Source organism: Bacillus sp. NMCC46 (assembly GCF_002998465.1).
Taxonomy (GTDB): domain Bacteria; phylum Bacillota; class Bacilli; order Bacillales; family Bacillaceae; genus Bacillus.
Map to the genome: position 1 here is coordinate 236,844 of NZ_PVQZ01000002.1, position 12,803 is coordinate 249,646.

The following is a 12,803-nucleotide window of genomic DNA, read 5'->3' on the forward strand; positions in this document are numbered from 1 at the left end:
CAGTTATGAATCGCCGAGTACATCCTGCTTTTACCATTATTTTCGCTTTAGGTATTTTGGGATTTGTGTATTTACTCACAACGAATCCAGGCAGACTTTTTACAATGCTGCTATCAGTTGTGATCATTGGAGCGGCTCTATTTTTCCTATTTAGATGGCTGATGAATCGAAGAACTGGAACAGAGGGCAATCTTTATCGTAAAGCAGTCAAACAATCAAAACGTCGCTACCAGCAGCCTAAACCAAAAACGAAAAGCCAGATGAAAAATCGGGTCACTCATTTGCGAAGCGTGCCGACTGACCACAAGTCTAAGCCCGTCCTTCTCAAAAAGAAAAGCCAAACACAGTTAACTGTGATTGAAGGCAAGAAAAACAAAAAGAAAAATCGCGCCTTGTTTTAAAATGTCCAGCTTTTTAAAAATTGCTCGGCTTTCTGTCTGCCTAGATCGACAAGCGCCTTTTTCTTTTCTGTCATCAGATGAAAATCAGTGGCAATGACGTGTTCTACAGGAATAAAAATAACATGACGTTCGTGTTTTGTGGCAATGTGTCTTTCGTCATGAGCACCACGCATCGTTTCAAAAAGAGCGCCAAACAGTTCAAACGCATTGCGGATGGAGTGTTGAGGGCGTTCTTTTTCGTTTGGGGTTAATGTGACACCGACGAACGGTCTTTTTTTCTCTTCCGCAAACAACCAAATTGGAAAATTGCTAAGCACTCCTCCATCCACAATGGTACAAATGCCTTTTGATGACCTTAGTTTGACAGGCTCGAAAAAATACGGCAGGCTGCAACTCATCCGAATCGCCCTTGCAACGGAAAAGCGCTCTGGATTTAAGCCGTATGAAGGAAGGTCGTCTGGCAGCACGAGGATTTTCCCATTTGTTAAATCAGAGGCAACAATTTTCAGCGAATCTTTTTTGAGATCTCCAAATACGGTGACCCCTTTTCGTTTCAACACATCTGTCAGCCATTTTTCCAGCCGGTCGCCTTTGTACAGACCGAGGCGCCAGTAAATGGATACCCACCTGAGCATTTTAAACGGAATGAATTGGCATCTCCTATCAAGCAAATGATGTTCATCCATTTCATCTAAAAGCTCCCGAATCTCCTGACTTGTAAAACCTGCTGCGATGAGTGAAGCAATGATCGCTCCAGCACTTGTACCAGCAAGACGGACAAATTGATATCCTCTCGCTTCAAGCGCTTCATAGGCACCCGCAAGTGCTGCCCCTTTAATGCCTCCACCTGAGAACACACCATCTATCTTCATCAAGGAGCCCCCTTTGATATCACGCTATTAATAGTGTAAGAGCATATGCTTTCAATTAGAACTTTAATCAAAAAGGACACCCATGCTGAGGGTGTCCTTTCAGCGTGTAGACAAACCCTCGCATTCGTTGTCAGGTCTGCGCTCCGGTGCTCACGAATGTCAAATTCGCTCCGCTCCGGTACTCGTCCTTCCTAGACTGCAAAGGTTTTCAAGTCACGCTGAAAAAAAAAGAAGACAAAGGGCTAAAATAAAGTTCATTTTAGCCCTTTGTCAACAATATGAAAGAACACCCTTGCTGAGGGTGTCCTTTTTCTTAAGATTCTTGATTTGTTTGTTCGTTTTTCTTTTGAATCGCTTTCAGCTGAACAGATCGCTCGTCGTTTTCTTCAAAGAATTGAACGAGATCGCCGATGCGGTCAATGCTGTTCCAGCTGAGATGATGTTCAATGCCTTCTACATCATCATAAATTTTCTCTTCATCTACACCAATGATTCTTAAAAATTGCTCTAGCAGTTCATGTCTGTATACGAGACGTTTTCCAATTTTTTTGCCTTTCGGGGTTAAAATTAGACCACGATACTTCTCATAAATGAGGTATTCATCTTTATCTAGCTTCTGAACCATTTTTGTTACAGAGGAGGGATGGACAGCGAGTGCTTCTGCAATATCAGAGACTCTGGCATATCCTTTTTCTTCTATCAGCATATATATTTGTTCAATGTAATCTTCCATACTAGGTGTAGTCATAAAACCCCTCCATAATGCACCTTTACTTAATAATCATAACAATTCTACACCATCGCCCATTAAAAAACAAGGAGTGTCCACTGTCTTAACGCTTGTAATTCCACTCGTCTGAGGCATATTTCGTTTTGGCGAGATGATGAACAAACGCTAATTCTTCATCTGTCAGCTCATAAGGCACAAGCTCAATATTTAACCCTTTTTCAAATCCTCGTTTAAACGCAACACGCGCATCGTCTATTGTACAGGTTCGGTCTGAGATTTCATTGATGGCGACCGCTTTGTTTTTAAAGCTCCGCTGCATCCGCTCTCTCACACGGTCGTTTGGATAAAGAAATAAATCGAACAATTTGTCCTCATCAAGGTCAATTAAGATGGAGCCGTGCTGGAGGATCACTCCTTTTTGTCTCGTTTGAGCACTGCCTGCTACCTTTCTGCCTTCTACGACAAGCTCATACCAGGAAGGAGCATCGAAGCATACAGACGACCTTGGATTTTTTAAGCTTTCTTTTTCTTTTTCTGTACGAGGAATGGCAAAATATGCATCGAGTCCCAGTTCTTTAAAGCCCTCTAAAATGCCTTCTGAAATGACGCGGTATGCCTCTGTCACCGTCGCTGGCATTTCTGGATGTTCCTCTGACACAATCACGCTGTAGGTCAGCTCCTGATCATGAAGAACCCCCCGCCCTCCAGTTGGTCTGCGGACAAACCCAAGACCATAGCGCTCGACTGCTTCCATGTTGATTTCCTTTTCAACATGCTGAAAATACCCAACAGACAATGTCGCCGGATTCCATCCATAAAAACGGATGACAGGCGGGATGAGCTTCTCACTATGCCAATAAAGCAAGGCTTCATCCATTGCCATGTTAAGGGCTGGGTCTTGATTTCCTGTATCAATGAAACACCATTTCTCTTTTTGCATATAAAAATCCCTTCTCTTTTACGTAGTCAATGTTAGATGATGGTGATGGCCACCGGTTTTCTCTCTTCATCAGTCTATCAAATAGGGGACGAATTGAAAATAATTCTTACCATTTATGATGACAAGTTTCTTTTGCTTTACTATAATAGTATTTGTCTAAAACGTACCATCAGACAGGCTACTGTGCTGATGCTCAAGAAGGAGTCGAGTTGTATTGTCAATATTCAACTATATCGTCCTCTCACTTTGTGGACTTTTCGTTCTTTATTCCATCGGCAGCTACATTTATCAGCAGCGCATTATGAAAACGCTGACGGAAGCAGAATTTATTAAAGGTTACCGCAAAGCTCAACTCATTGATGTGAGAGAGCCAAATGAGTTTGAAGGCGGACATATTTTAGGGGCAAGAAACATCCCCCTTTCCCAGCTAAAGCAGCGCAAAAATGAAATTCGTCCTGACAAGCCTGTTTATCTCTATTGCCAAAACAATTTAAGAAGCGGAAAAGCAGCTCAAACTTTACGTAAAAACGGCTGTCGTGAGATTTATAATTTAAAAGGCGGCTTTAAAAAATGGGGCGGCCGCATCAAAACAAAGAACTAACAAAAAAGACTCTGGGAGCGTGGTCCCCCCTGAGTCTTTTTTTCTTTATCTTTCAAAAACGAGGACTGGATTCCGCGCGGCCTTTGTTTCGTCCATTCGTTTGACGACCGTCGTATGCGGCGCTTCCTGTACCACTTCTGGATTCTCTTCTGCTTCTTTGGCAATCTGAATCATCGCTTCGATGAAGGCATCAAGAGTTTCTTTTGATTCTGTTTCAGTTGGTTCAATCATGATACATTCCTCTACATTGAGCGGGAAGTAGATCGTTGGCGGATGATAGCCAAAATCAAGTAATCGTTTAGCAATATCGAGTGTCCGCACACCTAATTTTTTCTGACGTTTACCTGAAAGGACAAATTCATGCTTACAGTGACGGTCAAATGGCAAATCGAAATGAGCACTTAAGCGGCGCATCATATAGTTCGCATTTAACACGGCATTATCCGTTACAGCCTTTAGGCCGTCTGGACCCATAGAGCGAATGTACGCATATGCTCTGACGTTAATGCCAAAGTTGCCATAGAACGGCTTCACGCGGCCAATTGATTCTGGTCGATCATCATCAAAGTAAAAGCGGCCTTCCTTCTTCACAAGTACCGGCTTTGGCAAGTACGGAATCAAATCCTTTTTTACACCAACAGGACCTGAACCAGGGCCTCCGCCTCCGTGTGGACCTGTAAAGGTTTTATGAAGATTTAAGTGAACGACATCAAATCCCATATCCCCCGGTCTTGCTCTGCTTAAAACGGCATTCAAGTTGGCTCCGTCATAATAAAGCTTACCGCCAGCTCCATGAACGATTTCAGCCATTTCTAAAATATTTTCTTCGAATAGGCCGAGTGTATTCGGATTCGTCAGCATTAAAGCAGCTGTTTCTTCATTGACAACACGGCGCAGGTCCTCTAAATCAACAAGCCCATTCGTATCAGATGCGACGGTAATGGTTTCAAATCCGGCCACTGTCGCAGATGCCGGGTTCGTTCCATGGGCAGAATCAGGCACAATGACTTTTGTTCGCTTATGGTCTCCTCTTGCTTCATGGTACGCACGGATCATCATGAGTCCTGTCCATTCCCCGTGTGCTCCTGCCGCAGGCTGTAATGTCACAGCGTCCATCCCAGTAATTTCTTCAAGATGAGCACCCAGGTCGTGGAGTAACTCTAATGCACCTTGCACAGTGTCTGCCTCCTGTAGTGGATGGACTTGCGCGAAGCCTGCAAGGCGTGCGACCTTTTCATTAATCTTAGGATTATATTTCATCGTACAAGAGCCAAGAGGATAAAATCCGGAATCGACCCCATGATTACGTCTTGATAATGCTGTATAATGACGCATGATATCAAGCTCAGATACTTCAGGAAGCTCAGCATCCTCATGACGGATATACGTGTCATCAAATAAAGACGGGATCTCCTGTTCAGGTACATCTAAATCAGGCAGGCTATAACCAATTCTTCCTTCTTTGGATAATTCAAAAATAAGCGGCTGATCTTGTTTATTCATGGCGATCCCCCAATTCCTTAATGAACGTATCAATTTCTTCTTTCGTTCTTAGCTCTGTTACGGCGACAAGCATGTGATGTTGAAGCTCTGGGTAGTCTATCCCTAAGTCATAGCCGCCGATGATTCCTTTTTCAAGCAATCGTTTATTGGCTTCTTTCACAGGCTCTTGTAATTTGATCACAAATTCATTAAAATGGGCCCCTTCTACATCAGCAAGCAGTCCATATGTTTGAGCCTGCGTCTTAGCATAGTGCGCTTTTTGCACGTTTTGATAGGCGATGTCTTTGATGCCTGTTTTTCCGAGTGCTGTCATGGCAACGGAAGCGGCTAATGCATTTAATGCCTGATTCGAACAAATATTGGACGTCGCTTTATCTCTCCGAATATGCTGCTCACGCGCTTGAAGGGTCAGCACAAACCCACGAACACCATTTTCGTCTTCTGTCTGCCCCACTAAACGACCTGGCACTTTTCGCATCAACTTTTTCGTCACAGCAAAATATCCGCAATGCGGTCCGCCAAACGCTGCTGGAATGCCAAACGGCTGTGCATCACCAACGACAATGTCTGCCCCAAGTTTTCCTGGCGGCGTCAGTAACCCGAGTGCAAGCGGATTGCTTGAGACAATGAACAGACTTTTCCCTTTATGCGCAATAGGTTCAATGTCTTTTAACGGTTCGACGACACCAAAGAAGTTTGGATATTGCACAAGAACTGCTGCTGTATCGTCGCAGACGGCCTTCTCTAATACTGCTAGATCCGTCTGCCCTTTTTTTGCAGGCACTTCAACAACTTCGATGTGCTGTCCTTTGGCGTATGTTTTTAGCACTGCTCTTGATTCAGGATGAACTGTTTCAGAAACAACCACTTTTTTCTTTTTTGTATGTCCCGCAGCGAGCATCGCCGCTTCAGCTAATGCCGTCCCGCCATCATACATCGAGGAGTTAGCAAGATCCATACCCGTCAGCTCAGCAATCATTGTTTGAAATTCAAAAATGGCTTGTAATTCACCTTGCGAAATCTCCGGCTGATAAGGTGTGTATGCTGTATAAAATTCAGAACGTGAGATGACATGATCAACAATAACAGGCTGGTAATGATCATATACACCGGCACCAAGAAACGATGCATAGGAAACCGTATCTTTATTCTTTGCAGCTAATCGTGATAATTCCCTTACGAGCTCTGTTTCAGATGCGGCTGGTTTAATGTTGTATGCTCCTTTAAATCTCACTTTTTCTGGGATATCTGAAAAAAGCTCATCAATCGACTGAACGCCGATGACATCCAGCATTTCTTTTTGATCTTGCTCTGTTTGCGGCAGATACCTGTGCTTCATCCTCTATTCCCCCTCATTATTTGGCTCTTTTATAAAATGGTGTCGAGACGATTTTAGCTTTTAGACGTTTTTTGCGAACTTGTACTTCCACCTCTGCCTGAAGTTGCGCCTGAGAAGATTCGATCAAAGCAAGCCCGACATTTTTCTTTAGTGTTGGGGATTGTGTGCCCGTTGTGACAACCCCAATCTGCTTTTCTCCTGAAAAGACCGGATAGTCTGTGCGCGGAATCCCTTTATCGATCATTTCAATGCCGACAAGCTTTCGCTTCGCTCCCTCTTCTTTTTGCTTTTTGAGCGCTTCTTTGCCAATAAAATTGGCTTCTTTATCCGTTTTGACAGCAAAGCCAATCCCGCCTTCTAATGGAGAGATATCCTTTGTCAGCTCCTGGCCATAAAGCGGAAGTCTTGCTTCAAATCTCAAGGTGTCACGTGCACCGAGCCCGCACGGTATTAACCCTTTTGGCTTGCCTGCTTCTAATAAAGCCGACCAGATGTGGACCGCATCTTCTGACTGGCAGTAGATTTCAAAGCCGTCCTCCCCTGTGTAGCCCGTTCTTGAAACAAGCACTTCTTTTTGAGCGACCTCAGCTTTTGATAAAAATGTAAATGGCTTGAGAGATGTCACCTCTTCATCCGCCACATCTTTCATAATGTCAGCAGCAAGAGGTCCTTGAAGGGCTAGCAAGGCGATTTGATCAGAGACATTTTGGATCAATACGTCGTTCTCATCTTGATGCTGAAGCAGCCAATCCACATCTTTTTCAATATTTGATGCATTAATGACAAGCAAATAATTGTTCTTTTCTTTTTGATAGACGAGCAGATCATCCACCGTCCCGCCATCTTCATAGCACATGGCTGTATATAGTGCCTTACCGTCTGTCAGCTTAGACACATCATTGGTTAATAACCTTTGTAAAAAAGGAAGGGCATCTTGACCTTTGATTTCCACCTCACCCATGTGAGACACATCAAAAAGCCCTGCTTTTGTTCGAACAGCTTCATGTTCTTCTTTAATGGAAGAAAATTGGACAGGTAATTCCCAGCCCCCGAAGTCAATGGTTTTTGCGCCAAACGTTTCATACGCATGAAAAAGCGGTGTTCGTTTCAACATCAATCGTTTCCCCCTTTTTTCTTTCAGTGCAGATCACAAGCTGAATTTTCAGAAAAAAATCGCAGCAAAAAAGGACAGAGCGCTCCCTTTTATCAAAAAGAAGTCTCTGTCCTTGCACCTGAAAGTTTACAGCACAACAGCATTGTGCGTTTTCCCCTTTGGTGGTTTGCTAAAAATCGATGAGCAAACACTCTCCAGAGTTGCGTCCGGTAAGAGTACTTTTGCCTGAGAGATTCACTGAAACGATTCAGCTTGCTCCTTCGGCGCCTGCCAGTGCTAAATAACCGCCAAGTCTCTCCCCATACCATCATCCGCTCATATTCTTCACATTTATTGGACATACTATCAAAATGGGTGACTTATTTTCTAGATCACTTACCAACATCCTACCATTAGAAACGGATGAAGAGCAATAGAAAAATCATTAACATTTTTTAAACAAACATTCACTATCGTTCGCTTTTATTCATATATCTAGTCTTTTAAAGACCTCTTAAAAAATGAAGCGTTTAAATACAGAACAATTTTATCCTTAACCTATTAGAAAGGCAGGCAATTACATTGAATATTCAAACGATTTTTGATCAGGAATGGGCAAGTGAATTTCAGCAGCGGCTTGCAGCAGACGGCCCCTGGGCGAACTGGGAAATGTACCGTTTAGCGACGCAGGTCCAAAAAGTCACAGCCATTGATTCATTTGAAGGACTGCAAGCTCCCGCGCACCTGCCTGCATTCACGCCTTTAAAACATCAGCTTGAAGTAGCCAGAAGAGTCGTAGAAGAGATGAACGGAAAAGCCATTTTAGCAGATGAAGTGGGACTTGGAAAAACCGTAGAAGCAGGACTCATTATCAAAGAATACATGATTCGTGGACTTGCAAAAAAAATTCTCATACTTGTCCCCGCCTCCCTTGTGTCTCAATGGGTACAGGAGCTGCGGACGAAATTTTACATTGATGCTGTCGAACAAAAAAAGAGCTACGTGTGGGAGCAGTGTGACGTCGTGGTTTCCTCCATTGATACAGCCAAAAGACAGCCGCATCGAGACACCATTTTATCAATTGCCTACGATATGGTCATTATTGATGAAGCACACAAACTGAAAAACAATAAAACGAAAAACTATGAATTTGTGAGAAATCTAAATAAGAAATTCTGCCTGCTGCTGACAGCGACACCTATCCAAAACCGTATCGGAGAAATATTTAATCTCGTTTCCCTTCTGAAGCCAGGCCACCTCGGGAATGAACATCAGTTTAAAGATGTCTTTGCCAAAAAGGATTTACAGCTTGAAGACCACGACCGATTAAAACAGCTTGTGAATAAAGTGATGATTCGTAACCGAAGGCAAGACACAGGCATCGAGTGGACAAAACGGCATGTCAAAACGATTTCCATTGATTTCTCTCCAACGGAACAAGCTTTGTATGATGAAATCTGCAAGCTGAAAGAGAACCCGTCTTATGCAAAGCACATGTTTTCCATCATGACCTTGGAACGAGAATGCTGTTCAAGCCGCGAGGCGGTCTATATGACGATTAAAAAAATGCAGGAAGATGAAAAACATATCCTTGGATCCTCTGCTATAGCGCAAATTATGGAGAAAATCAATCAAGTTCAGCAAAACACAAAGGCGCTTGAAGTCGTCAAGCTTATTCAGCAGTTAAATGAAAAGGTCATTATTTTCACCGAATACCGCGCGACACAAATTTATTTACAATGGTTTCTTCAGCAAAATGGCATCAGCTCCGTTCCTTTTCGAGGCGGCTTTAAGCGGGGCAAAAAAGATTGGATGAAAGATTTATTTAGAGAACGGGCGCAAGTGTTAATTGCGACAGAAGCGGGCGGCGAAGGAATCAACCTTCAGTTTTGTAACCAAATCATCAACTACGATCTTCCGTGGAACCCGATGCGTCTAGAACAGCGAATTGGACGTATCCACCGCCTTGGACAAGAGCGAGATGTCCACATTTACAATATGGCAACAAACGGAACCGTTGAGGAACATATCTTAAAGCTTTTATATGAAAAAATTCAGCTGTTTGAAAACGTCATTGGCGATCTAGATGATATTTTAACGCGAATAGATATCAAAGATGCCGAAACAGAACTACATCAGATTCTCTTTCAGCACGAATCAGACGGAGACATGAAAAAGAAATTAACCCAGTTTGCTTCCTATTTATCAGAAGCAAAAACACCACTTTTAGAAAAAAGACAGCAAGGCTCATAAAGGAGAGTTGATCAATGGAGCAGCGTGACATACATACCTTTCTTCTCCGTTTCTTTCAGGCAAATCAATGCGACATACTAGAAGAAAGTGCAGGACATATGACCGTACAACTAACCATCGATATGGATAAATTGATTATGAACCGCCCTTTTTATTGGCACTGGCTTGAAAAAACTGGTGGTGTACCAGAGCCGCGGCAATTGACCCTCATCACCGATCAAAAAAAAGTGGATGATACGATTGAGGGTGAATTTATCCACTTCGGCTCCCCTCGTTTATTTCAAATATTTGAAGCTGTCAAACAGCAGGGCCGTTTTATCCGTCTCTATGAACGAGTCACTCCGCTCACGAACAACCAGATCGCACTCGAGCCATGGCTTGGTCTCAATGTGAAAATTTCTTATCTCGCAGATCGAAAGAAGGATAAGCTTTTATCACTAGGACTTCATCTAATACGCGGAGAAGTCGTTGAACAATTTCAAGAAAAGCTGGAAACCCGTGAGCTGTCATCTCAAATTCCCGATTATTGCTTTACAATGAGTACAATGATCAAGCCAGAAAGCGGAGTCAAACGGCTCTATAGTCTAATGGAGCGTTACGCCCATGAGGAACCAGACAATTGGGCGGTGAGAGCTGTTCAAAAATGGAAAGAAGACACTGAACTTTTAAACCAATTTTATGAAGGGACTTCAGACACGTCTGTAGAATATGAAATAGAAAGACAAGCACTCAAAACTTTATACGAACCAAAAATCAGTCTTACGATTGAAAATGGCGGACTTTTTTACTTACAGCAAAAAAGAGGAGGTTGACCCATAGGTCCCCTCCCTTTCATGTGACATACAATTTTCGATCAGCCAAAAGCAACGTTTGTCTGTTTGTATTGGGCGGAAAAATGACGCAAGCAAACTATGAGGTCTTACCACCTGTGTCTTTCCATTTCATGCGTTAAGTGCCTGAAATACATGATTCAGTATTTTAGGAGGGTATTTGTATGGAAAAGAAAACGAACATATTAGACAGTGAATGGGTTCAATTATTACTTGAAGCTCGTAAAGCAGGGCTAACAGTTGAAGAAGTCCGTCAATTCCTCAAATCAAGTGAAAAGTCCTCTGAGTCTCACCCTCTGGTAAGAAGTCATTCTATCAAACCTTTCTGAATGTGCTATAATATCGAAAGGAAGGTGATGACATTGATTGGCCAGCGTATTAAACAATACCGCAATGAAAAAGGCTACTCACTATCAGAACTGGCCGAAAAGGCTGGGGTAGCGAAGTCTTATTTAAGCTCAATAGAAAGAAACTTGCAAACAAACCCCTCCATTCAATTTCTTGAAAAAGTCTCCGCTGTTCTGGACGTCTCGGTTCATACACTGTTACACGAAAAAGATGAAACCGAATACGATGGTCAATTAGATAGTGAATGGGAAAAACTAGTTCGAGATGCAATGACATCAGGGGTTTCGAAAAAGCAATTTCGTGAATTTTTAGATTATCAAATCTGGAAAAAAAATCAAGAAGAGGAGTAAAGCGCACATTTTAGCGCATACTCCTCCAATTGCTATGCAGAGCTTGATATCAGTCTAAAGACTGGCTTTATTTTTTATCTTCGCTGTGTGCTTTTTCGTTTTCTTTCACGTAGCCTTTTTCATCCGTATGCTTTTTGGGATTGATCGTTAAACCATTCCACTGAGTCGCTTCGAAGGAAAGATCAATTTGAATCGCATCGCCTTGGTATTTATTTTGGATATAGTGACCAGCTTTATCCTTCGTCTGGTCATTGACAAATTCAATGATCATTTCCATTTTATCGTAATCAAACGGGTTCTTTGGAATGCCGTCATACTCTGGAGCCACTGTTCCATCAACAGTTGCTACATTAATCTTCCCACTTTCATGTAAAAACTTCTCATCGACGGCATGACGAAGCTTTTCAAATGCGGTCTGATCCTGTTTTGACGTTAGTTGATGCAAGTCAAGCAGGTTTGCATGGTCTAAGATAATATTTTTCGGATAACCATTTCCACCTTCGGCTCCAACCGTAAGAACACTCACCTGAAACTGGCTGAGAAATTCTTCAGCTGTATTCTTACCGCCATTCTTCGCGGAAGCTCCGTCTTGAAACTGGCTGTAATCAAGACTCATCAGCACTTGATTGATCGCAAGCGATCCTTTATTTTCAAAATGAAATTCTTTCTTGATCCGATCACCAGGTTTTAAGTTCGCAAGGTTGATGGCGCCGGAGTTCTCTTTTGCTGATAAATCCAGCTCTCCTGTCGAGTAGACCGCGTTTGCCTTTTCTACATCGTTAAACGCCGCCCATGTCCCCCCGCCGATTAATGCAAGGCCTAAAGCCCCTGATAATACACCTAAACGAATTGATCTTTTCTTTGCCATGAATGAACCCCCTAATAAATTGTTTTATTGAAACCTAATTAGGTTACAAACGAAAATTTAAGCTTGTTCCTCTGACATATGTAAATCAGCCGTGTGTCTTCGGTGTTTTGCAGCGCCCACAAAATGAAGAGTGGAATAAACGAGCAGCATCACACCTGGTATAATGAGCAGCAACGCAGTTCCAGCCGAAGTCCCTGCATACGAAAGAAGCTTTCCTGCATAAGGAATGTTCACACCCGTATACTGCGCAGCCACCTGATCCGCTTTTACTAGCGTGCCGTCCTGATACATATTGTGGTCACCTTTCGTCTCAAAGGCTTTATTTGCTCCCTTTCCTTTCACCCCAACAATTCGGTGGGTCACATAAGACTGGTCCTGCTTCGTTTGAAACGTGATAATATCTCCTTTTTTAAGCGCCTCAGGTGAAGTCACTTCTTTTACGACAATGAGTGAGCCAGTCGAAAATTCCGGTTCCATTGATCCAGATAATACTTGCTTGAATTGATAACCGAAAATCTGTGGATTTCCCCCAGTAGTTCTTGAAGACAATACGACAATAATACATGCAATCATCACCGTGAACACCACCAGATAAAGAATACTTCCAGACATCTTCATCCATTTTTTCATGACCTCTTCTCCCCTTCGCCTATCATTGTTTCCTTTAGAAGACAG

Annotated in this window: 14 protein-coding genes and 2 riboswitches; of the genes, 6 read left to right on the forward strand and 8 right to left on the reverse strand. The window is 42.8% G+C overall.

Features of this window, described 5'->3' with window-relative positions:
• The first annotated feature begins 5 nt into the window (after nt 1-5).
• Nucleotides 6-401 (forward strand): SA1362 family protein, encoded by a 396-nt coding sequence (locus C6Y01_RS06790; protein ID WP_034661271.1) that lies wholly within the window; start codon nt 6-8, stop codon nt 399-401.
• Here the strand turns inward: C6Y01_RS06790 and C6Y01_RS06795 are convergent.
• The 3 genes from C6Y01_RS06795 to C6Y01_RS06805 all read right to left on the reverse strand — a co-directional run bounded on the left by C6Y01_RS06795 (nt 398) and on the right by C6Y01_RS06805 (nt 2,943).
• Nucleotides 398-1,273, reverse strand: a complete 876-nt coding sequence (locus C6Y01_RS06795; protein WP_034661272.1) for a patatin-like phospholipase family protein — start codon at nt 1,271-1,273, stop codon at nt 398-400. The genes C6Y01_RS06790 and C6Y01_RS06795 overlap by 4 nt on opposite strands.
• A gap of 313 nt (nt 1,274-1,586) precedes the next feature.
• The gene (gene mntR, locus C6Y01_RS06800; RefSeq protein ID WP_003215946.1) at nt 1,587-2,021 is read right to left on the reverse strand and encodes a transcriptional regulator MntR; all 435 of its coding nucleotides are present in this window, start codon (nt 2,019-2,021) and stop codon (nt 1,587-1,589) included.
• Nucleotides 2,022-2,106: 85 nt separating this feature from the next.
• Nucleotides 2,107-2,943 carry a lipoate--protein ligase family protein gene (locus tag C6Y01_RS06805; RefSeq protein WP_106037980.1) on the reverse strand — a complete coding sequence of 279 codons (837 nt, stop codon included), beginning with the start codon at nt 2,941-2,943 and terminating at the stop codon, nt 2,107-2,109.
• 220 nt (nt 2,944-3,163) lie between these two features.
• On the opposite strand from C6Y01_RS06805, the gene C6Y01_RS06810 reads away from it, so the two are divergent.
• Entirely contained in the window at nt 3,164-3,544 is a 381-nt protein-coding gene (locus C6Y01_RS06810) for a rhodanese-like domain-containing protein (RefSeq protein WP_024718853.1), read from the forward strand.
• 45 nt (nt 3,545-3,589) lie between these two features.
• Here C6Y01_RS06810 and gcvPB read toward each other — a convergent pair whose 3' ends face one another.
• The 3 genes from gcvPB to gcvT are packed head-to-tail and all read right to left on the reverse strand — an operon-like array spanning nt 3,590 to nt 7,500.
• Entirely contained in the window at nt 3,590-5,047 is a 1,458-nt protein-coding gene (gene gcvPB, locus C6Y01_RS06815; RefSeq protein ID WP_034661274.1) for an aminomethyl-transferring glycine dehydrogenase subunit GcvPB, read from the reverse strand.
• Entirely contained in the window at nt 5,040-6,386 is a 1,347-nt protein-coding gene (gene gcvPA, locus C6Y01_RS06820) for an aminomethyl-transferring glycine dehydrogenase subunit GcvPA (protein WP_106037981.1), read from the reverse strand. The genes gcvPB and gcvPA overlap by 8 nt, the downstream gene beginning before the upstream one ends.
• 16 nt (nt 6,387-6,402) lie before the next feature.
• Nucleotides 6,403-7,500, reverse strand: a complete 1,098-nt coding sequence (gene gcvT / locus C6Y01_RS06825; protein WP_106037982.1) for a glycine cleavage system aminomethyltransferase GcvT — start codon at nt 7,498-7,500, stop codon at nt 6,403-6,405.
• A gap of 104 nt (nt 7,501-7,604) precedes the next feature.
• Nucleotides 7,605-7,700: riboswitch (glycine riboswitch) on the reverse strand.
• A 3-nt stretch (nt 7,701-7,703) separates the two neighbouring features.
• Nucleotides 7,704-7,811, reverse strand: a riboswitch (glycine riboswitch).
• A 250-nt stretch (nt 7,812-8,061) separates the two neighbouring features.
• Between gcvT and C6Y01_RS06830 the strand changes: the two genes are divergently transcribed.
• The 4 genes from C6Y01_RS06830 (at nt 8,062) to sinR (ending at nt 11,260) form a co-directional block, all read left to right on the forward strand.
• Nucleotides 8,062-9,732 carry a DEAD/DEAH box helicase gene (locus C6Y01_RS06830; protein WP_106037983.1) on the forward strand — a complete coding sequence of 557 codons (1,671 nt, stop codon included), beginning with the start codon at nt 8,062-8,064 and terminating at the stop codon, nt 9,730-9,732.
• A gap of 14 nt (nt 9,733-9,746) precedes the next feature.
• Nucleotides 9,747-10,544 carry a YqhG family protein gene (locus tag C6Y01_RS06835; RefSeq protein WP_034661279.1) on the forward strand — a complete coding sequence of 266 codons (798 nt, stop codon included), beginning with the start codon at nt 9,747-9,749 and terminating at the stop codon, nt 10,542-10,544.
• A 182-nt stretch (nt 10,545-10,726) separates the two neighbouring features.
• On the forward strand, nt 10,727-10,891 hold the full coding sequence (locus tag C6Y01_RS06840; protein WP_003217357.1) for an anti-repressor SinI family protein: 165 nt from the start codon (nt 10,727-10,729) through the stop codon (nt 10,889-10,891).
• A gap of 33 nt (nt 10,892-10,924) precedes the next feature.
• Entirely contained in the window at nt 10,925-11,260 is a 336-nt protein-coding gene (sinR, locus tag C6Y01_RS06845) for a transcriptional regulator SinR (RefSeq protein WP_095285385.1), read from the forward strand.
• Nucleotides 11,261-11,327: 67 nt separating this feature from the next.
• Here the strand turns inward: sinR and tasA are convergent, their stop codons facing one another.
• Nucleotides 11,328-12,128, reverse strand: a complete 801-nt coding sequence (gene tasA / locus C6Y01_RS06850; RefSeq protein ID WP_034661283.1) for a biofilm matrix protein TasA — start codon at nt 12,126-12,128, stop codon at nt 11,328-11,330.
• Between the two features lie 57 nt (nt 12,129-12,185).
• Nucleotides 12,186-12,758, reverse strand: coding sequence for a signal peptidase I SipW (gene sipW, locus C6Y01_RS06855; protein WP_106038098.1), 573 nt, complete (start codon nt 12,756-12,758; stop codon nt 12,186-12,188).
• Nucleotides 12,759-12,803 lie beyond the last annotated feature (45 nt).

Coding starts and splice junctions, on each gene's coding strand:
- C6Y01_RS06790 (WP_034661271.1), top strand. CDS start 6: ATGAATCGCCGAGTACATCCTGCTTTTACCATTATTTTCGCTTTAGGT.
- C6Y01_RS06795 (WP_034661272.1), bottom strand. CDS start 1,273: ATGAAGATAGATGGTGTGTTCTCAGGTGGAGGCATTAAAGGGGCAGCA.
- mntR (WP_003215946.1), bottom strand. CDS start 2,021: ATGACTACACCTAGTATGGAAGATTACATTGAACAAATATATATGCTG.
- C6Y01_RS06805 (WP_106037980.1), bottom strand. CDS start 2,943: ATGCAAAAAGAGAAATGGTGTTTCATTGATACAGGAAATCAAGACCCA.
- gcvPB (WP_034661274.1), bottom strand. CDS start 5,047: ATGAATAAACAAGATCAGCCGCTTATTTTTGAATTATCCAAAGAAGGA.
- gcvPA (WP_106037981.1), bottom strand. CDS start 6,386: ATGAAGCACAGGTATCTGCCGCAAACAGAGCAAGATCAAAAAGAAATG.
- gcvT (WP_106037982.1), bottom strand. CDS start 7,500: ATGTTGAAACGAACACCGCTTTTTCATGCGTATGAAACGTTTGGCGCA.
- C6Y01_RS06835 (WP_034661279.1), top strand. CDS start 9,747: ATGGAGCAGCGTGACATACATACCTTTCTTCTCCGTTTCTTTCAGGCA.
- C6Y01_RS06840 (WP_003217357.1), top strand. CDS start 10,727: ATGGAAAAGAAAACGAACATATTAGACAGTGAATGGGTTCAATTATTA.
- tasA (WP_034661283.1), bottom strand. CDS start 12,128: ATGGCAAAGAAAAGATCAATTCGTTTAGGTGTATTATCAGGGGCTTTA.
- sipW (WP_106038098.1), bottom strand. CDS start 12,758: ATGAAAAAATGGATGAAGATGTCTGGAAGTATTCTTTATCTGGTGGTG.